Source organism: Pseudomonas sp. TE6288 (assembly GCF_054062095.1).
Map to the genome: position 1 here is coordinate 121,964 of NZ_JBSSEW010000002.1, position 18,939 is coordinate 140,902.

Consider the following 18,939-nt stretch of genomic DNA (forward strand, 5'->3'; position numbering starts at 1 on the left):
CTTTGGCCGCCCTGCGCGAAAAGCGTGCAGGGCAAGCGGGCAAAAGCGGCGTGCTACACTGCGGCACTTTCAGTGATCAGCGGATACCAGACATGCTCGCGCCCAAAGCCTTCCTCGATGCCCTGAGCGACCAGGCCTCGCGCCTGTTCAGCGGCGACGCCGCCGCGCCCCGTGCCGAACTGGAGAGCCAGTTCAAGGTGCTGATGCAGGGGGCCTTCAGCAAACTCGACCTGGTCAGCCGCGAGGAATTCGACAGCCAGATGGTGGTGCTGGCCCGTACACGCGCCCGCCTCGAAGCCCTCGAGCAGCAATTCGCCGAGCTGGAAGCCAGGATGGCGCCGTCCGCCAAAGAATAACGATCGATACAGGGAGTGCTTGCCATGAAAGTCAGTGCCCGTAATGTCTTTGAAGGTACCGTCAGCGCCGTCCAGCCTGGCGCGGTGAATGCCGAGGTCGAGCTGACTCTCGGTGGCGGCGAGAAACTGGTCGCGGTGGTCACCATGGCCAGCCTGCACAACCTCAGTATCAACGTCGGTAAACAGGCCGTGGCCCTGGTCAAGGCGCCGTGGGTGGTGCTGATGACCGATGCCGCCGGCTACAGGCTGTCGGCGCGCAACAGCCTCGAAGGCGAAGTGTTGCGAGTCGGTGACGGCGCGGTGAATGCCGAGGTGGTGCTGAAGCTTTCCGGCGGCACCGAAGTGTATGCCATCGTCACCCGCGAAGCGGTGCAGGAACTCGGCCTGAAGCCGGGTGTGAAGGCCACCGCGCTGATCAAGGCCTCGCACATCATCCTGGGTGCCAAGCCTTGAATGAATGCCCGCTTTCTACCTTGCCCAGGTAGAAGCGGGATTACCACGCGATGGTAATCGCGCCGCACACTGCATTAATTTCCCTCCCAGCAGATGAAACTTGTTTAAGTTACGTCTTCCTGGTTGACTTCCTCGCTATGCTTTGCATAAAGTTCACCCGCCCCGAAAAACGGGCCTTTATTTCAACTCACGAAGAATTCAATGGACACAGTATCTAGTCGCTGTCTGGCAGCTCCTGGCCGCCAGGCACTTGAACCGGAACTCCGGGCCCGCCCCTAGGTCGGGCAAGCCGCGCCAGAGCCTGATGCTCCGCCGTAGCTTGCCGCCCCGGGTGCCCGCCCGGTCGGAGGCAAGCTCATGAACCTTGATATCGCTACCCCTCGCCTGCGCGCCTTTGCGCACAAGGCCCAGTACCGTCCTGTCCGCGACGGGGGCTTGTCCTCGCCCCTGAAACCGCCCAGTCGATAGCGTGCCCGTTGCTGCCTGCAGTGACGCGCGCGATGCTGTCTGTTCGCTGAACTGACGCCATTTAAATCGTCAGAAACTTCCGAACTTTAAGTAATTAAAGTTTTTTGGAACTCTATTGCCCACCATTTAACAGATGGGATTAACCGACCATGGAATCAGCCAGTAGAAAGTTCGCTGCCGATCTTATTTCCGGCATTCGCCAGCGAACACTTAAATGTCGGAAAAACCACGCTTTTCATTGTTTGAATCATTGCGACACGAAACACGTTCACTCACCTTCCCCACCGTGAGTCGACTGTGTGTCGTGCCGCCTCCTGCGGCAGGAGCACAGCCAAATGACCGTAAAAGACCACAACACCCGCAGCAAAGCCGGCGAAGACACCCGCCTGTCCATGCGTGCCGCCCGCGAGGCACGCAACGGCCTGGCCGTGACCCTGGCCAACCTCGACGCCAGCGAACTGGGCCTGACCGAGCACGAAGCCGCCAAGCGCCTGCAGCGCGACGGCGCCAACCAAGTCGCCCATGACAAGCCGCAACCGGCCCTGGTGCAATTGCTCAAGGCCTTGCACAACCCCTTTATCTACGTGCTGCTCACCCTCGCCGGCATCAGCTTCGTTACCGACTACTGGCTGCCGGTACGCGCAGGCGACATGGAAGAAGCGGACCTGACCAAGGTCATCATCATCATGACCATGGTCAGCCTCAGCAGCCTGCTGCGCTTCTGGCAGGAGTACCGTTCGGGCAAGTCCGCCGACGCCCTCAAGGCCATGGTCCGCACCACCGCCACCGTGCTGCGCCGCGAGCGCCACGACCAGCCGGCGCGCCTGCGCGAAGTGCCCATGAACGAACTGGTGGCCGGCGATATCGTGCAACTGGCCGCCGGCGACATGATCCCCGCCGATATCCGCCTGATCGAGTCCCGCGACCTGTTCATCAGCCAGGCGGTGCTGACCGGCGAAGCGCTGCCGGTGGAGAAGTACGACACCCTCGGCCACGTCGCGCAGAAGTCCGCCGCCGACAGCGCCAACGATGAAAGCGGCCTGCTGGATCTGCCCAACATCGGCTTCATGGGGACCAACGTGGTCAGCGGCCGCGCCCGCGCCGTGGTGGTGGCCACCGGCAAGCGCACCTATTTCGGCTCGCTGGCCAAGGCCATCGTCGGCTCGCGTAGCCAGACCGCCTTCGACCGTGGCGTGAACAGCGTCAGCCGGCTGTTGATCCGTTTCATGCTGGTGATGGTGCCGGTGGTGTTCATGCTCAACGGCGTGGTCAAGGGCGACTGGAGCGACGCCTTCCTGTTCGCGCTGGCCGTGGCCGTGGGCCTGACCCCGGAGATGCTGCCGATGATCGTCAGCGCCAACCTGGCCAAGGGCGCCGTCGCCATGGCCCGGCGCAAGGTGGTGGTCAAGCGGCTGAACGCTATCCAGAACTTCGGTTCGATGGATGTCCTGTGCACCGACAAGACCGGTACCCTGACCCAGGACCGCATCATCCTCGAACACCACGTCGACCCCAGCGGCCACAGGGACCCGCGCCTGCTGGAACTGGCCTGGCTCAATAGCCACCACCAGAGCGGCGTAAAAAACCTGATGGACCAGGCCGTACTGCGCTTTGCCGGCGAAGACCAGGGTTTCCAGCCACCCTATGCTTACGCCAAGGTCGACGAACTGCCCTTCGACTTCATCCGCCGTCGCCTGTCGGTGATCGTCAAGGATGCCCTGGGCGATCATCTGCTGGTGAGCAAGGGCGCCGTCGAGGAAATGCTGGCCATCGCCACCCATGTCGAAGAAGGCGGCCAGCGGATCGCTCTGGATGGCGGGCGACGCCAGCAATTGCTGGCCACCGCCAGCGCCTACAACCAGGAAGGTTTCCGCGTGCTGCTGGTTGGCACCCGTGATATTCCGGCCGTTGACGGCAAACCCCAGTACCACACCGATGACGAGCGCGAGCTGGTGATCCGTGGCTTCCTGACCTTCCTCGACCCGCCCAAGGAAACCGCAGGCCCAGCCATCGCCGCCCTGCGCGAGATGGGCGTGAAAGTGAAGGTGCTGACCGGCGACAACCCGGTGGTCACCTGCAAGGTCTGCCGCGAAGTGGGCCTGGAGCCCGGCCAGCCGCTGCTCGGCCAGGACATCGAACGCCTGGACGACACCCAGCTCAAGGCCCTGGTCGAAGAGCGCACGGTGTTCGCCAAGCTCACTCCGCTGCAGAAGTCGCGGGTACTCAAGGCGCTGCAGGCCAACGGCCACACCGTGGGTTTCCTCGGTGACGGCATCAACGACGCCCCGGCGTTGCGCGATGCCGACGTGGGCATCTCGGTGGACAGCGGCACCGATATCGCCAAGGAATCGGCCGATATCATCCTCCTGGAAAAGAGCCTGATGGTGCTGGAGGAAGGCGTGCTCAAGGGCCGCGAAACCTTCGGCAACATCATGAAGTACCTGTGCATGACCGCCAGCTCCAACTTCGGCAACGTGTTCTCGGTACTGGTGGCCAGCGCGTTCATCCCGTTCATGCCGATGCTGGCGATCCACCTGCTGCTGCAGAACCTGATGTACGACTTCTCCCAGCTGTCGCTGCCGTGGGATCGCATGGACAAGGAGTTCCTGCGCGAACCACGCAAGTGGGATGCGCGCAACATCGGCCGTTTCATGCTGTGGATCGGCCCCACTTCGTCGATCTTCGACATCACCACGTTTGCGCTGATGTGGTACGTGTTCGCCGCAAACAGCGTGGAAATGCAGGCGTTGTTCCAGTCCGGCTGGTTCATCGAGGGGTTGCTGTCGCAAACGCTGGTGGTGCACATGCTGCGCACCCGCAAGGTGCCGTTCTTCCAGAGCACTGCGACGCTGCCGGTGATCCTGGCCACCGGCCTGGTGATGTGCCTGGGCATCTACATCCCGTTCTCGCCACTGGGGGCGATGGTCGGGCTGGTGCCGCTGCCGTGGGAATACTTCCCATGGCTGGCCGCTACCCTGCTCGGCTACTGCCTGGTGGCCCAGGGCATGAAGACCCTGTACATCCGCCGCTTCGGCCAGTGGTTCTGAGGGGGTGGGCATGCGCGTACTGATCTGCGCAGGGCGCAACTACGCCGACAGCCAACGCTGCCGCCAGGCGCTGGACGCCCTCCAGCGCCAGCAACCGATCCGGGTGCTCATCCACGGCGGCAGCCAGCACCTGGGCGGCGAGATCGAAGGCTGGGCCCGCGAGCAGGGCGCCGACATCGTGCGCTACCCGCCCAACTGGCAGCTGCACGGCAAGCTGGCCGAGCGCCTGCGCAACGTCTTCATGCTGCGCGACAGCCGGCCCGACCTGGTGCTGGCGCTGCCGGGCGGCGACGATACCGAGGAACTGCTGGCGCGGGCGCGGGGTTCGGGGATTCCCGTGATCTGTGGCAGGCAGCCCCGGACGGCAGGCGCCCACAGTCCTGGATGCCAGGCCGGACAAAATTCGACGCACTCTTCTCGTCCACCTGCACAGGAGCGCCACTAAGCTTTGCCAGGCCGCAGGACGCGGCCATCAACTGCAAACACGGAGTGCCCCATGTCCCTCGCCCTCGTCCACAGCCGCGCCCAGGTCGGGGTACAGGCACCGGCTGTCAGCGTCGAAACCCACTTGGCCAACGGCCTGCCCACGCTCACCTTGGTCGGTCTGCCGGAGACCACGGTCAAGGAAAGCAAGGACCGGGTCCGCAGTGCCATCGTCAACTCCGGCCTGGACTACCCGGCCCGGCGCATCACCCAGAGCCTCGCCCCGGCCGATCTACCCAAGGACGGTGGCCGCTACGACCTGGCCATCGCCCTGGGCATCCTGGCCGCCAATGGCCAGGTACCGGTTGCCGCCCTCGACAGCATCGAATGCCTGGGCGAACTGGCGCTGTCGGGTACTTTGCGCCCGGTACAGGGCGTACTGCCTGCGGCACTGGCGGCGCGAGACGCGGGTCGAGCGCTGGTGGTCCCCAGGGAAAACGCCGAAGAGGCGAGCCTGGCCAGCGGCCTGGTGGTGTACGCGGTGGGGCATCTGCGGGAACTGGTGGCCCACCTGAATGCGCAACCGGCATTGTCACCCTATGCCGCGAATGGCCTATTGCTGGAGCAACGCCCCTACCCGGACCTCAGCGAAGTACAAGGCCAGATCGCTGCCAAGCGGGCGCTGCTGGTCGCCGCAGCCGGCGCGCACAACCTGCTGTTCTCGGGCCCGCCGGGCACCGGCAAGACCCTGCTCGCCAGCCGCCTGCCCGGGCTGCTGCCACCGCTGGACGAGCGCGAGGCGCTGGAGGTGGCGGCGATTCGCTCGGTCAGCGGCCATGCCCCGCTCGATTGCTGGCCACAGCGGCCGTTTCGCCACCCCCACCATTCAGCCTCTGGCCCGGCACTGGTAGGCGGTGGCAGCCGACCGCAACCCGGCGAGATCACCCTGGCGCACCACGGCGTGTTGTTTCTCGACGAGCTGCCCGAGTTCGAACGACGCGTGCTGGAGGTACTGCGCGAGCCGCTGGAGTCGGGCGAGATCGTGGTGGCCCGGGCCAAGGACCGGGTGCGCTTCCCGGCGCGCTTTCAGCTGGTGGCGGCCATGAACCCTTGCCCCTGCGGCTACCTGGGTGACCCCACCGGCCGCTGTCGCTGCAGCAGCGAGCAGATCCAGCGCTACCGCAACAAGCTGTCCGGCCCCCTGCTCGACCGCATCGACCTGCACCTGACGGTGGCCCGGGAAAGCACCGTGCTGACCCACCAGCCCAGCGGCGAGACCAGCGCCAGTGTTGGCCAGCAGGTGGCCGAGGCACGGGAGCTGCAGCAGCGCCGGCAGGGCTGCGCCAATGCCTTCCTCGACCTCAAGGGGCTGCGCCGGCACTGCCCGCTGGAGCCGGTCGACCAGGCCTGGCTGGAGCAGGCCTGCGAACGGTTGACGTTGTCGTTGCGGGCAGCGCACCGGCTGTTGAAGGTGGCCCGCACCCTGGCGGACCTGGAGGGGGCGCAATCCATAGCCAGGTCGCACCTGGCGGAGGCGCTACAGTACCGGCCCAGCGCCTGATCTTTTACGGCGGGTTTCCGCGTGGCTGAGCCCCTTCGACAGATCCACTCAATCGGTCTCATAGCGGAAATATATTTTGCGCACTAAATATTTGCGCACATCATTCATCTCAAGCAGAAAGCAGTCGCCAACCCCACTCAGCAGAACCCGGAGAACGATCATGACCCTTCGCAAAGCCTTCGCCGTCACCGTCACCACCCTGGCCCTCGGCACCAGCGTCAGCAGCTTCGCCAGCGAAGCCACCCCGTACCGCTACGGCATGGACCTGGACATCGCCAAGGTCGTCAGCGTCGATGCCCCCGTCAGCGCCCAAGGCCAAACCAGCACCGCCACCCTGACCTACCGCGACAGTAGCGGCCAGCTGCGCGCCGTGAGCTACGTGCAACCCACCGTCCTCGCCAACCAGAACTGAGCCGCGGCTCGCCCGCCAAAGGAGCTAGAACATGAAACTGTCCCACACCCTGACCTCCGGCCTGCTGGCCCTTGCCGTGAACAGCGCCTTCGCCGCCGGCAGCCCTGGCGTCGAGCACACCACCCAGGGCTTCCTCGACGCCCTGGCCGCCGGTGGCGGCAAGCCGCTGGAAACCCTCGCGCCCAAGGATGCCCGTGCGGTGCTGAGCGGTGCCCAGGCTGGGGTGAAGGCCGATGTGTCGGGGATCCGCGTCGAACGCCGGACCATCCAGGCCGACGACCAGCCGCTGGAAATCCGCGTGGTGCGGCCCGAAGGGTCCAAGGGCGAGCTGCCAGTGTTCATGTTCTTCCACGGCGGCGGCTGGGTGCTGGGCGACTACCCGACCCACGAACGCCTGATCCGTGACCTGGTGGTGGGCTCCGGTGCCGCGGCGGTGTATGTCGACTACACGCCGTCACCGGAAGCCAAGTACCCCACCGCGATCAACCAGGCCTACGCCGCCACCCGCTGGGTCGCCGAGCACGGCAAGGAGATCGGTGTTGACGGTAGCCGCCTGGCGGTAGCCGGCAACAGCGTCGGCGGCAACATGGCCGCGGTGGTGGCACTGAAGGCCAAGGAGGCCGGCACGCCAAAGCTGCGCTTCCAGGCCCTGCTGTGGCCGGTGACCGACGCCAACTTCAACAATGCGTCCTACAACCAGTTCGCCGAAGGCCACTTCCTGACCCGAAACATGATGCAGTGGTTCTGGAACAGCTACACCACCGACCCGCGCCAACGCGACGACATCCACGCCTCGCCACTGCGCGCCAGCCTGGAACAGTTGAAAGGCCTGCCGCCAGCGCTGGTGCAGACCGCCGAAATGGACGTGCTGCGTGACGAAGGCGAGGCTTACGCCCGCAAGCTGGACGCCGCCGGGGTACCGGTGACCGCCGTGCGCTACAACGGCATGATCCATGACTACGGCCTGCTCAACGTGCTGAGCGACGTGCCCAGTGTGCGCAGTGCCATGGACCAGGCGGCACAGGCCTTGAAAAACCATCTGCAATAAGTGGCCGATCACCATCGCGGGGCAAGCCCGCTCCCACGCAAGGTATAAGACCTTCGTGGGAGCGGCGATGCGGCGGCCCGACTTGCCCCCGCGATGGATTCAGCAAAGGTCCTACTTTCAGAACGCTGCTTCCTGTAACCCAAGGATTGTCCTATTTCCCTCCCCGCCCGAAAATGCCCGCCTCTTTCATTGATGGCATAAGCTGTTGCATCAAGCGCTGCCGCACGCAGTTCAAGGAGTCCGAGCAATGCCACACGAAGGCAGCCTTTTACAAACCGCCGTCATCTTCCTCCTCGCCGCCGTGGTCGCCGTGCCGCTGGCCAAGCGCCTGCAGCTGGGCGCCGTGCTCGGCTACCTGCTGGCCGGCGTGGCCATCGGCCCGCAGGCCCTGGGGCTGATCCGCGATACTGAGAGCGTCGCGCACATCTCCGAGCTGGGTGTTGTCCTGCTGCTGTTCATCATCGGCCTGGAGCTTTCACCACGACGCCTGTGGCTGATGCGCAAGTCGGTGTTCGGCGTGGGTGCCGCGCAGGTAGTCCTGACCGGCGCGGTACTCGGCGCAATCGCCCTGTTCGGCTTCAGCCAGACGCTGCCGGCGGCCATCGTGCTCGGCCTTGGTCTGGCCCTGTCATCCACCGCCCTGGGCCTGCAGAGCCTGGCCGAAAGCAAGCAGCTCAATGCACCCCACGGTCGGCTGGCCTTCGCCATCCTGCTGTTCCAGGACATCGCCGCCATCCCGTTGATCGCCCTGGTGCCGCTGCTGGCCGCCAGTGGCCCCGACACCAGCCACGGCGACAGCCTCGAACATGGCCTGAAGGTGTTCGCCAGCATCGCCATCGTCATCGTCGGCGGCCGCTACCTGCTGCGCCCGTTGTTCCGTATCGTCGCCCGCACCGGTTTGCCGGAAGTGTCCACCGCCACCGCGCTGCTGGTGGTGATCGGCACCGCCTGGTTGATGGAAGAGGCCGGCGTGTCCATGGCCCTGGGCGCCTTCCTCGCCGGCCTGCTGCTGGCCGACTCCGAATACCGCCATGAGCTGGAATCGCAGATCGAACCCTTCAAGGGCCTGCTGCTGGGCCTGTTCTTCATCAGCGTCGGCATGGGCGCCAACCTGCGCCTGCTGCTGGAAACGCCGCTGGTGCTGCTGGGCCTGACACTGTTGTTGATCGGCGTGAAGCTTGCGTTGCTGATCGGCGTCGGCCGCCTGGCCGGCGGCCTGAACAGCGCCAGCGCCCTGCGCCTGGGGATGGTGCTGGCCGCCGGCGGCGAGTTCGCCTTCGTGGTGTTCAAGCTGGGCAAGGACCAGGGCCTGTTCGACACCCAGACCTACGACCTGCTGCTGATGACCATCACCCTGTCGATGGCCCTTACGCCACTGCTGATGCTCGGCTGCGCCCGCGCCCTCAAGCGTCCGCAACCCTCCCGGGAAGTGCCCGAGCACTACAAGCAGATCGACGCCGGCACGCCACGGGTGGTGATCGCCGGCATGGGCCGCATGGGCCAGATCGTCGCGCGCATCCTGCGGGCGCAGAAGATCCCGTTCATAGCCCTGGAGACCTCGGTGGACGCCATCGAGATGACCCGCATGTTCGAACAGGTGCCGGTGTTCTATGGCGACCCACTGCGCCCCGAAGTGCTGCACGCGGCCAAGGTCGGTGAGGCCGAGTATTTCATCATCACCATCGACGATCCCGAAGTGGCCATTCACACTGCGGAGCGGGCCAAGCGCCTGTACCCGCACCTGAAGGTGATCGCCCGGGCACGTAACCGTCAGCATGTGCACAAGCTGATGGACGTGGGTGCCGACCCGATCCGCGAGACGTTCTATTCCAGCCTGGAGATGAGCCGCCGCGCGCTGGTCGGGCTGGGGCTCACCGAAGCACAGGCGACAGACCGCATCGCCCGGTTCACCGAGCATGACGAGCAGGTGCTGGAAGCCCAGGGGCAGGTCCGCGACGACCGGGCCAAAGTGATGCAGACGGCCAAGGAGGCGCGGGTGGAGCTGGAGCGGTTGTTTGCATCGGATGAGGATTGAGGGCCAGACGCAGGAAATACCCTACGAAACCTGTCGATGGCCCTCTGATTGTTCGAGCACACCCTGCTCCCTAGGCTGATCAGGTCGCCGCCATTACAGCGAACCTGATCGCTGCCAGGGATTTCCTTGAGCCCCTACTCTGCGTCCCCGAAGATTATCGAGAAGAAAGGTCAGAGCACTTGGCTGGACCTGCAATTGCCCGATCTCAGGACCCTTGATCGGGCATGGCGTGCGCCTACCGTCGAAGAACTCATTGCAGCTGACAATCATCACGTCGCAGTGGATTTGGTCGCGTATCACCTGGGCCTGAATACATCGTCCATGGATTCGCGGGGCATCGACACCCCTCTTGGGGTGGTCCAGATCCGCCACAACTTCATCGCCCACATCGTCGAGAAGCGCCAGGATGCCAGAGTGGCGCTGGATACGCTAACCGGACCATTCGAGGTATGGCGGGTCGCATACAGCAACGACACCCATAGGTTGGCGTTCATCGGCGCCTATGAATCCAAGCGGCAGATGTTGGTGATCGTTACGCTGGAGCAGGGCAAGCTGTTGTGGAATTTCATGCAATGCGATGCGAAAGCACTGAACAAGCACCGTCACGGCGAGCTGCTGTATCAGCGCTATGAGTTTCTGCCAGGCAAAGAAAAGGGCCACTGCGAACAGTGGCCCTGAAGCGATGCTTGATATTCATATACACACCCTCAAGCCGGGGTGTGGAGGTCTCACCCTACGCTGATGATTCAGCCATCGACGGGGTTCCTACGCCAGCTATTGCCGCTGAATGGCAACTGGTTTCGCGCTCATCTGAAACGCTAACAACAGCCGCCAGGCAAGTCAACGGAAGCGGACAAATGGAATGTAGCCAGAAGTGGCCGGCCAATAGCGCCAAGACGGGGGGCGCCAGCAATTTCCCACAAGCTTTGAAGAATCTTCTCGCTAGGCAGCCTACAAACCGGGAAATACCCTACGAAGTCTGTCGATTCCCGTCTGATTGTCCGGGGAAATCATGCCCTCTAGGATCTCCCGGTCGCTGTCTGATCAGCGATCGGACGTGGAAATCCGGTTAGGGTTATTGCCTTCAATGGCAGTTGTGCGCGGGAGGCCGCCTGGCCTGCCGGGTTGACCTCTAACCGGTTTCCACCCCGCGTACGACTGCCACCCTCTGCGTGGAAACGGACGGTTGCGGTTCAACCCTTAGAGGATCACTGCAATGAAAAAAATAGTCCCCGACCCACCCCTTCCCGACACCCGTCACCACGCCTTCGGCAAATGCGACGCCGGCCACCCACCGCTGTTTGCGGTCAACCCCAATATCAACGCCCACGACGCCTTGGTGCATGTCGCCGAGTACCAGCGCAGCGCCTACAACGTTGGCTACAAGGCGCTGGACCATATGGATGAAACCGGCAGGAGCCTGCTGTGGGCCAGCCTGCATGGGATCGAGATGGCCGAGGGCCTGACCGAGGCGATGCTGGAGGGTATTGAGTCGCCCTGAGCGACATTGCCTTCAAGGGCGTTGGATGAAGGCCATCACCGCCCGGTAGACTGCGCCCCACTACCCCGACGCGCTGTGGAGATCGCCCCTTGGAAGACCTCAACTCCCTCTACTACTTCACCCAGGTGGTCGAGCACGGTGGCTTTGCCCCGGCCGGGCGGGCGCTGGACATGCCCAAATCCAAGCTCAGCCGGCGCATTGCCGACCTCGAGGAGCGCCTCGGCGTGCGCCTGCTGCACCGCACCAGCCGGCATTGCTCGCTGACCGAGATCGGCCAGGCCTACTACAACCGTTGCCTGGCCATGCGCGTCGAGGCCGAGGGCGCCGCCGAGATCATCGAGCGCAACCGCAGCGAGCCGCGTGGGCTGGTGCGCATCAGCTGTCCGACCACCCTGCTCAACTCCTGGGTCGGGCCGATGCTCACCCGCTACATGCTCAAGTACCCGCAGGTAGAGCTGTTCATCGAGAGCACCAACCGCCGCGTCGACCTGCTGCACGAGGGCTTCGACGTGGCGCTGCGGGTGCGCTTCCCGCCGCTGGAGAACACCGACATGGTGATGAAGGTGCTGAGCAACAGCACCCAGTGCCTGGTCGGGCATCCGTCGTTTCTCGAACAGCTTGCCGAAGGCTTCGACCCGCAGCAGCTCAGTGAGCTGCCCAGCGTCCATTGGGGCAGCGCCCAGCGTGAGTACCAGTGGGAGCTGTTCCAGGGCGAGGACATGAGCCGCAGCCTGGTGATCCCGCACACGCCGCGGATGGTCACCGATGATCTGTTTGCCTTGCGACACTTCGTGGTGGCAGGCGTGGGGATCGCGCACCTGCCCAGGGTGGCGGTGCGCGAGGACCTGGCGGCGGGGCGTCTGGTGGAGATGCTGCCGGACTGGCATCCGCGTTGCGGCATCGTGCATGCGATCTTCCCGTCGCGGCGCGGGTTGCTGCCGTCGGTGCGGTCGTTGATCGATCATCTGGCGGAGGAATTCGCCTTCAGCGACATGGCGTAGCGTCCCATCGCGTGGCACATCGGGACGCCACACCGCCGCTCCCACGTCCTGCGCAGGAGCGGGCCACCCTCAGAACGCGAAGCAGGAACAGCCCAGCGCCCCCCAGAAGCCCTGGTAATCGCTCACCGGCACACTGGAATGCCGCGCCTTCTCATGGCTGTGGGCATGCACCCCACACGGCCCGACGCACTGGTGCAGCGCCGCCGCCATCGGTGCCCCGGCGCGCCAGTGCCCCGGCACCTTGGCCACCGGCGACCACTCCGGCAACACCGGCACCTGCGCCGGGCCGAACTTGTCGAACTCGGCAGCGCCGTACACCACCTTGCCATCGACAACGGTCAACACCGACTCGATGCCCTTGATCGCTTCTTCATCGATGCTGAAGAAGTCCAGCGACAGCGCCGCCAGGTCCGCCAGCTGACCGACCTTGATCTGCCCCTTCTTGCCCTGCTCGCTGGAGAACCAGGCGCTGCCGTGGGTGAATAGCTGCAGTGCGGTCTCGCGGCTGAGGCCTTCCGGATACAGTTCCAGCCCGCCGACGGTCTTGCCGCTGACCATCCAGTACAGCGACGTCCACGGGTTGTAGCTGGACACCCGGGTCGCGTCGGTACCGGCCCCTACCGGCACGCCCATGTCGAGCATGCGCTTGATCGGCGGGGTGTGCTCGGCGGCCTTGGCGCCGTAGCGATCGACGAAATACTCACCCTGGAAGGCCATGCGGTCCTGGATGGCGATACCGCCGCCCAGCGCCCGCACCCGCTCGATGTTCTGCGGGGTGATGGTCTCGGCATGGTCGAAGAACCATGGCAGGCCATTGAACGGAATGTCGCGGTTGACCTTCTCGAACACGTCGAGCATGCGCGAGATCGACTCGTCGTAGGTGGCGTGCAGGCGGAACGGCCAGCGCTGCTCGACCAGGTGGCGCACCACCGGCTCCAGCTCCTGCTCCATGGTCTGCGGCAGGTCCGGGCGCGGTTCGAGGAAGTCCTCGAAGTCGGCGGCGGAGAACACCAGCATCTCGCCGGCACCGTTGTGGCGGAAGAAGTCATTGCCGTCGCCCGGCTTGACCTTCTGCGTCCAGTTCTTGAAGTCGGTGAGTTCTTCCTTGGGCTTCTGGGTGAACAGGTTGTAGGCAATGCGCACGGTCAGCTGGTCTTTGTCGGCCAGTTCCTGGATCACCTGGTAGTCGTCCGGGTAGTTCTGGTAGCCGCCGCCGGCATCGATGGCGCTGGTCAGGCCGAGGCGGTTGAGCTCGCGCATGAACTGGCGGGTGGAGTTGACCTGGTACTCCAGCGGCAGCTTCGGTCCCTTGGCCAGGGTGGCGTAGAGGATCGTGGCATTGGGCCGGGCGATGAGCATGCCGGTGGGGTTGCCGAACTTGTCACGCTGAATCTCGCCACCCGGCGGGTTTGGCGTGTCCTTGGTGTAGCCCACGGCCTTGAGCGCAGCGCGGTTGAGCAAGGCGCGATCGTACAGGTGCAGCAGGAATACCGGGGTGTCCGGCGCGGCCTGGTTGATCTCTTGCAAGGTGGGCATGCGCTTTTCGGCGAACTGGAATTCGTTCCAGCCGCCGACCACGCGCACCCACTGCGGGCTCGGCGTGCGCTCGGCCTGGTCCTTGAGCATGCGCAGGGCGTCGGCCAGCGATGGCACGCCTTCCCAGCGCAGTTCGAGGTTGTAGTTCAGGCCGCCGCGGATCAGGTGCAGGTGCGAGTCGTTCAGGCCTGGGATGACCGTGCGCTGTTTGAGGTCGATGATTTGCGTGGCGGCGCCTTTGTGGGCCATGGCTTCGGCGTCGCTGCCCACGGCGAGGAACTTGCCGTCCTTGATGGCGACGGCGCTGGCGGTGGGCTTCTCGCGGTCAACGGTGTGCAACTTGCCATTGAACAAGATGAGGTCGGCGGACATGGGATCTCCTGAAAGGGCGGCATGGGCGGAATCGGTGAACGGCAATGCGCTCCACAGCGCGCCGGCGGCACCGAGTACAGTGCTGGTGGCGAGGAACTTGCGGCGACTCTGGTCGGTAGGGTCCTGGCTCATGGTGCTTTCCGTCCGGGTGGGTGATCGGCAGGCGGTTGAAGGCTAGCAATGGATCACGGCGGGCGCTCAGCGACGCAACCAGCTGGCACAGCGGCGCGTCACCCAGGGCATGATGTAGAACACCACGGGCAGGATGACGAACAGGTTGGTGATCAAGTTGCCGGTGATCTGGCCACCCAACAGCGGATAGCGGGCAAACAGCGGCGCCAGTAATTGCGGAATGACCAGGGTCATCGGGCAGATCACCAGGTAGGTCAGCAAAGCCTGCTTCCAGCGCGGCGGTTGCGCGGCGCCGACGCTGGGCGGGGTGAACCAGAACTCCGGGTCATCGTGCACCTGGGTCTGATCGCCGTCTTCCAACAATGGCAGCACTTCACTGATCAACGCCTGGCGCTCGGCAGAGTTGACCCAGGCCTGCAGCAGGCCGGCGTCGGCGAAGCGCACCACGGTGGTGAAGTGGCGGCCGCCGTCGTCCGGTCGGATGACATTGACGTCCAGATGACCGGGCTGTTGGCGAGCGGTGGTCACGGCGCGCTTGAGCCAGGTTTCGTAGTGCGCCAGCGCCTGGGCACGGACCTTGTGCTGGATCACAAGCGTGACGACGCTGCGGTTGCCTTCGGTTGCGGTGTTCATCGCTGACATTCCCTGGAGGTGAGCTGGCCTGTAACCACTGTGCAACGGCAGACGAGCGCTGGATTGGATGAGTGTGCTGCCTTGCCTGGCACCTCGCGGGTGCCAGGCTGTCGGCGGCTTACTTGCCGGCGGTCAGGGCGTTGTAGCTGGTGATCAGGTTGCGGTAATCAGGGATGTGGTTGGAGAACAGCGCCGCCAGCCCTTCGACATCGTTGCGCCAGTCGCGGTGCAGCTCACAGGCCACGCCGAACCAGGTCATCAGCTGGGCACCGGCCTGGCTCATGCGGTCGTGGGCGGCGTCGCGGGTCATTTCGTTGAAGGTGCCGGAGGCGTCGGTGACCACGAACACATCGAACTCTTCTTCAAGGGCCGCCAGGGCCGGGAAGGCCACGCAGACTTCGGTCACCACGCCGGCGATGATCAGTTGCTTCTTGCCGGTGGCCTTCACCGCCTTGACGAAATCTTCGTTGTCCCAGGCGTTGATCTGGCCGGGGCGGGCGATGTATGGGGCTTCCGGGAACAGCTCCTTGAGCTCCGGCACCAGCGGGCCGTTGGGGCCTTGCTCGAAGCTGGTGGTGAGGATGGTCGGCAGATTGAAGTACTTGGCCAGGTCGGCCAGGGCCAGCACGTTGTTCTTGAAGCGGTCCGGCTCGATGTCGCGGACCAGGGACAGCAGGCCGGCCTGGTGGTCGACCAGCAGTACGGCGGCGTCGTCTTTGTTCAGGCGGTTGTATTTGAAGTTGTTCATTGCCGGTGCTCCTTGGGTTTCGATCTTCAGTGGGTTGGGTGTTTCGCGTTGATGGGAGAAGATTAAAACCAGGACCTTTGTAGCGGTAGATAGCGAAATTTGGCTTTAGCGTTCTGTTTTATGAACGATGCAGCGGCATTGGCTGCACCGGCCTCATCGCCGGCAAGTCGCAGCGGCGAACCGCGGCTCCCACAGGGACGGCGTTGCCCCCATTGCCTGGCACCTCAAGCTGCTCTATTACTACGGACAGCCCTCCCCCGCACCGAGACCACCATGCTGGCGTTCATCCAGTCGTACCCGCTGTTGCTCGGCACCTTGCTGATCTTCCTCGACGTGTTGCTCTGGCAGTTGATCCCGCTGCAGCACAGGGTCTGGCGCATCGCCACACGGCTGGTGATCTTCCTGTTGTTCAGCGCGGTGTTGCTGACGGCCGGCATGAGCCCGCTGCAACCGCCACCCTGGGCCGACGACGTGTCACGCAACCTGATGGCCACGGTGCTGGCGATCGGCTGGTGGCTGTTCGGCGCGCGCACGGTGACCGTGGTGTTCGGCCAGTTGCTGGTGGCCCGCGGCAGCCACGGCGGGCGCCTGCTGCAGGATGTGCTCGGGGCGTTGATCTTCCTCGCCGCAGTGGTGGCTGCGGCGGCCTATGTGATGCAACTGCCGGTCAAGGGGCTGCTGGCCACCTCAGGGGTCATGGCCATCGTCATCGGCCTTGCGTTGCAGAGCACGCTGGCCGACGTGTTCTCGGGCATCGTGCTGAACACCACGCGGCCCTACCAGATCGGCGACTCGATCTCGATCGACGGTACCGAGGGCAAGGTGGTTGATATCGACTGGCGGGCCACCCGCCTGATCACAGGCAACAGCAGCCTGGCGGTGATCCCCAACTCGGTGGCAGCCAAGGCCAAGATCCTCAACTTCAGCCGCCCGGCCGAAGTGCACGGGGTGTCGATCAGCGTCGTGGTGCCGGCCAAGGTGCGCCCGCAACGGGTGTTCGATGCACTGGAGAAGAGCCTGCAAGGCACCAGCATCCTGCTGGACAAGCCGGCGCCCAAGGTCACGGTGAAGGCTTCGACACTTGAGTCAGTGGAGTACGAAGCCAGCGGCTTCATCGCCGAGATGTCGCGCAAGACCGAAGTGCGCAACCAGTTGTTCGACCTGGCCCACCGCCACCTTGAAGCCAGCGGCGTGACCTGGAACTCCGAGCAGGGCGCCCCGGTGCGCAGCCGCCAGCGCGAGCTGCTGGACGAGGTGCGGGTGTTCCGCTCGCTGAGCAACGAAGAGCGCGACGCCCTGAGCCAGCGCATGACCACGGTGGAATACCTCGCTGACCAGGTGATCCTCGACATCGGCGAGCGCTCGGAACATGTGCTGCTGATCAGCCGCGGCGTGGTGCTGGCGTCGGTGCGCGACGGCGAGCGGCTTATCGAAGGTGGCCGCATGGGGCCTGGCGAGGTGCTGGGGCTCGAGGGCCTGGTGGATGACGAGGCCTCGCCTGTCGAGTTTCGCGCCCTCAGTGGCTGCATGCTGTATCGCATCGACAAGGAACAGGTGCGCGGTTGCCTGGCCGAGAGCGGCGATGTGAAGTCGGCACTGACCAAACTGCAGCGGTTCCGGCGGCAGAAGCGCGAGTCACTGTTGTTGCAGAAGCCGGCGGTGGTGAAGAAGGGTGGCTTCCTCAGCTGGTTGCACAAATGACCGAGCTTCGTCGCTCGCACGGGCCCTATCGCCGGCAAGCCGGCTCCCACAGGGTACGCGCAAAAGCCTGTGGGAGCTGCGGTTCGCCGCCGCGACTTGCCAGCGATGAGGCCGGCACAGGAACTACAGCACCACCCGCAGGCACTGCCCGGCGTGATACAGCGAGAACCCCGACTCGTAGAACGCCGTGCGCAACGATGGCGCGCTCACCGGCTTCATCGGCGAGAACGGAATCGGCAAGCTGTCCGGGTCGTCCTTGAGCAAGAACTCGGCGAATGCCCGGCCGATCACCGTGCCGGTGGTGTTGCCGCGACCGTTGTAGCCGGTCACCGCCACCAGCCCCGGTGCGGGTTCGAACAGGCGCATCAGGTGGTCCGGAGTGAAATCGATGCAGCCGGTCCAGTGCATCTCCCATTCGACCTTGCCCAACGCCGGGTAGTAGTGGCTCTGGATGCGGTCGGCCCAGCTGCGCACGAACCAGTCTGGCTTGTTGTCGACTCGGCCAAGGCTGCCGAGCAGCAACCGGCCCTGCTCGTCGCGGCGGATGCTGCTGAGCACGGTGCGGGTGTCCCACGAACCCTGCCCATGGGGCAGGACCTGGTCGGCGGCGGCGCCGTGCAACGGCTTGGAAGCGACCTGGTAGTAGTAGCCGCGGAAGAAGTGCTTCTGCAAATTGCTCCAGTCGCCTTCGGTGTAGGCGCCGGTAGAGATCACCACCTTGTCGGCGCGCACCGCGCCGCGCGCCGTTTTCACCCGCCAGGCATCGCCGTCGCGCTCCAGGCCTTCAACCGCGGACTGCTGGAACAGCTTGCCGCCCAGCCGGCTCACGGCAGCGGCGAGGCCCTGGGTATATCCCATGGGGTTGATGGTACCCGCGCGGCGGTCGAGCAGCGCGGCGGAAATCTTGTCGGTACCGCAGTATTCCTGGCATTGCGCGCCGGTCAGCAGCTCGACGTCGGCGCCGCGCCGGGTCCACTGCTGGTGGCGGGCTTCGAGGTCGGCGATGCCGGTGGCATTGTGTGCCATGTGCAGCGTGCCCTGATGCCGGGCCTGGCAGTCGATACCCAGGCGCTCGATCATGGCGAACACTTCGCCCGGCGCCTCGCCGAGCACCTTGTTCAGGCGGCTACCCTGCTTGTGCCCGAGGGTGGCCTCGACGTCGTCGGGGCGGATCCAGGTGCCGGCGTTGACCAAACCGACGTTGCGCCCGGAGCCGCCATGGCCGATTTTCCAGGCCTCCAGCAGGATCACCGTCTTGCCCTGCTCCAGCAGATGGATAGCCGCCGACAGGCCGGTGATGCCGCCGCCGATCACGCAGACATCGGCCTTGAGCTCACCGGCCAGGGCCTGGGCGGCAACGGTCGGCTGGGTGATGTGTTCCCACAAGCATTCTTGACGCAGTTCGGACATGACCGGCTCCAGCAGATTTTATTCTTGTTGCGGCCCATCGCCGGCAAGCCGGCTCCCACAGAGATCGACGCGGTCGCTGTGGGAGCCGGCTTGCCGGCGAAA

Annotated in this window: 16 protein-coding genes; 12 read left to right on the forward strand and 4 right to left on the reverse strand. The window is 64.8% G+C overall.

What is annotated here, in order from left to right; all coding sequences use genetic code 11:
• Window positions 1-92: 92 nt before the first annotated feature.
• The 11 genes from ACVWY1_RS02335 to ACVWY1_RS02385 all read left to right on the forward strand — a co-directional run bounded on the left by ACVWY1_RS02335 (window position 93) and on the right by ACVWY1_RS02385 (window position 12,305).
• Entirely contained in the window at window positions 93-356 is a 264-nt protein-coding gene (locus tag ACVWY1_RS02335) for an accessory factor UbiK family protein (RefSeq protein ID WP_277502341.1), read from the forward strand.
• 24 nt (window positions 357-380) lie between these two features.
• Window positions 381-809 (forward strand): TOBE domain-containing protein, encoded by a 429-nt coding sequence (locus ACVWY1_RS02340; RefSeq protein WP_110697037.1) that lies wholly within the window; start codon window positions 381-383, stop codon window positions 807-809.
• 803 nt (window positions 810-1,612) lie between these two features.
• Window positions 1,613-4,324: a magnesium-translocating P-type ATPase gene (gene mgtA, locus ACVWY1_RS02345; protein WP_277502342.1), complete on the forward strand. Its 2,712-nt coding sequence runs from the start codon at window positions 1,613-1,615 to the stop codon at window positions 4,322-4,324.
• Window positions 4,325-4,334: 10 nt separating this feature from the next.
• Complete coding sequence (locus ACVWY1_RS02350) at window positions 4,335-4,769, forward strand: DUF2493 domain-containing protein (RefSeq protein ID WP_232968073.1); 435 nt, start codon at window positions 4,335-4,337, stop codon at window positions 4,767-4,769.
• Between the two features lie 51 nt (window positions 4,770-4,820).
• Window positions 4,821-6,308 (forward strand): YifB family Mg chelatase-like AAA ATPase, encoded by a 1,488-nt coding sequence (locus ACVWY1_RS02355; RefSeq protein WP_258599677.1) that lies wholly within the window; start codon window positions 4,821-4,823, stop codon window positions 6,306-6,308.
• Between the two features lie 160 nt (window positions 6,309-6,468).
• Window positions 6,469-6,720, forward strand: coding sequence for a DUF2790 domain-containing protein (locus tag ACVWY1_RS02360; RefSeq protein WP_277502343.1), 252 nt, complete (start codon window positions 6,469-6,471; stop codon window positions 6,718-6,720).
• A 31-nt stretch (window positions 6,721-6,751) separates the two neighbouring features.
• Window positions 6,752-7,768 carry an alpha/beta hydrolase gene (locus ACVWY1_RS02365; RefSeq protein ID WP_277502344.1) on the forward strand — a complete coding sequence of 339 codons (1,017 nt, stop codon included), beginning with the start codon at window positions 6,752-6,754 and terminating at the stop codon, window positions 7,766-7,768.
• A gap of 247 nt (window positions 7,769-8,015) precedes the next feature.
• On the forward strand, window positions 8,016-9,803 hold the full coding sequence (locus ACVWY1_RS02370; protein WP_277502345.1) for a monovalent cation:proton antiporter-2 (CPA2) family protein: 1,788 nt from the start codon (window positions 8,016-8,018) through the stop codon (window positions 9,801-9,803).
• A gap of 126 nt (window positions 9,804-9,929) precedes the next feature.
• Window positions 9,930-10,481 carry a PBECR2 nuclease fold domain-containing protein gene (locus tag ACVWY1_RS02375; RefSeq protein WP_457377743.1) on the forward strand — a complete coding sequence of 184 codons (552 nt, stop codon included), beginning with the start codon at window positions 9,930-9,932 and terminating at the stop codon, window positions 10,479-10,481.
• A 538-nt stretch (window positions 10,482-11,019) separates the two neighbouring features.
• Entirely contained in the window at window positions 11,020-11,304 is a 285-nt protein-coding gene (locus ACVWY1_RS02380; protein ID WP_277502347.1) for a hypothetical protein, read from the forward strand.
• An 89-nt stretch (window positions 11,305-11,393) separates the two neighbouring features.
• A complete protein-coding gene (locus ACVWY1_RS02385) occupies window positions 11,394-12,305 on the forward strand; it encodes a LysR substrate-binding domain-containing protein (protein WP_102683047.1) in 912 nt (303 codons plus the stop codon).
• Between the two features lie 69 nt (window positions 12,306-12,374).
• Here ACVWY1_RS02385 and ACVWY1_RS02390 read toward each other — a convergent pair whose 3' ends face one another.
• From ACVWY1_RS02390 to ycaC, 3 genes are all read right to left on the reverse strand, one after another.
• Window positions 12,375-14,345 carry an amidohydrolase gene (locus ACVWY1_RS02390; RefSeq protein WP_457377744.1) on the reverse strand — a complete coding sequence of 657 codons (1,971 nt, stop codon included), beginning with the start codon at window positions 14,343-14,345 and terminating at the stop codon, window positions 12,375-12,377.
• Window positions 14,346-14,411: 66 nt separating this feature from the next.
• On the reverse strand, window positions 14,412-14,978 hold the full coding sequence (locus ACVWY1_RS02395; RefSeq protein WP_277502349.1) for an antibiotic biosynthesis monooxygenase: 567 nt from the start codon (window positions 14,976-14,978) through the stop codon (window positions 14,412-14,414).
• A 118-nt stretch (window positions 14,979-15,096) separates the two neighbouring features.
• Window positions 15,097-15,726, reverse strand: a complete 630-nt coding sequence (gene ycaC, locus ACVWY1_RS02400) for an isochorismate family cysteine hydrolase YcaC (protein WP_102683045.1) — start codon at window positions 15,724-15,726, stop codon at window positions 15,097-15,099.
• Between the two features lie 273 nt (window positions 15,727-15,999).
• Here ycaC and ACVWY1_RS02405 point away from each other — a divergent pair, with 273 nt between their 5' ends.
• The gene (locus tag ACVWY1_RS02405; protein WP_102683044.1) at window positions 16,000-17,427 is read left to right on the forward strand and encodes a mechanosensitive ion channel domain-containing protein; all 1,428 of its coding nucleotides are present in this window, start codon (window positions 16,000-16,002) and stop codon (window positions 17,425-17,427) included.
• 123 nt (window positions 17,428-17,550) lie between these two features.
• Here ACVWY1_RS02405 and amaA read toward each other — a convergent pair whose 3' ends face one another.
• Window positions 17,551-18,837, reverse strand: coding sequence for an L-pipecolate oxidase (gene amaA, locus ACVWY1_RS02410; RefSeq protein ID WP_277502350.1), 1,287 nt, complete (start codon window positions 18,835-18,837; stop codon window positions 17,551-17,553).
• Window positions 18,838-18,939: the final 102 nt, after the last annotated feature.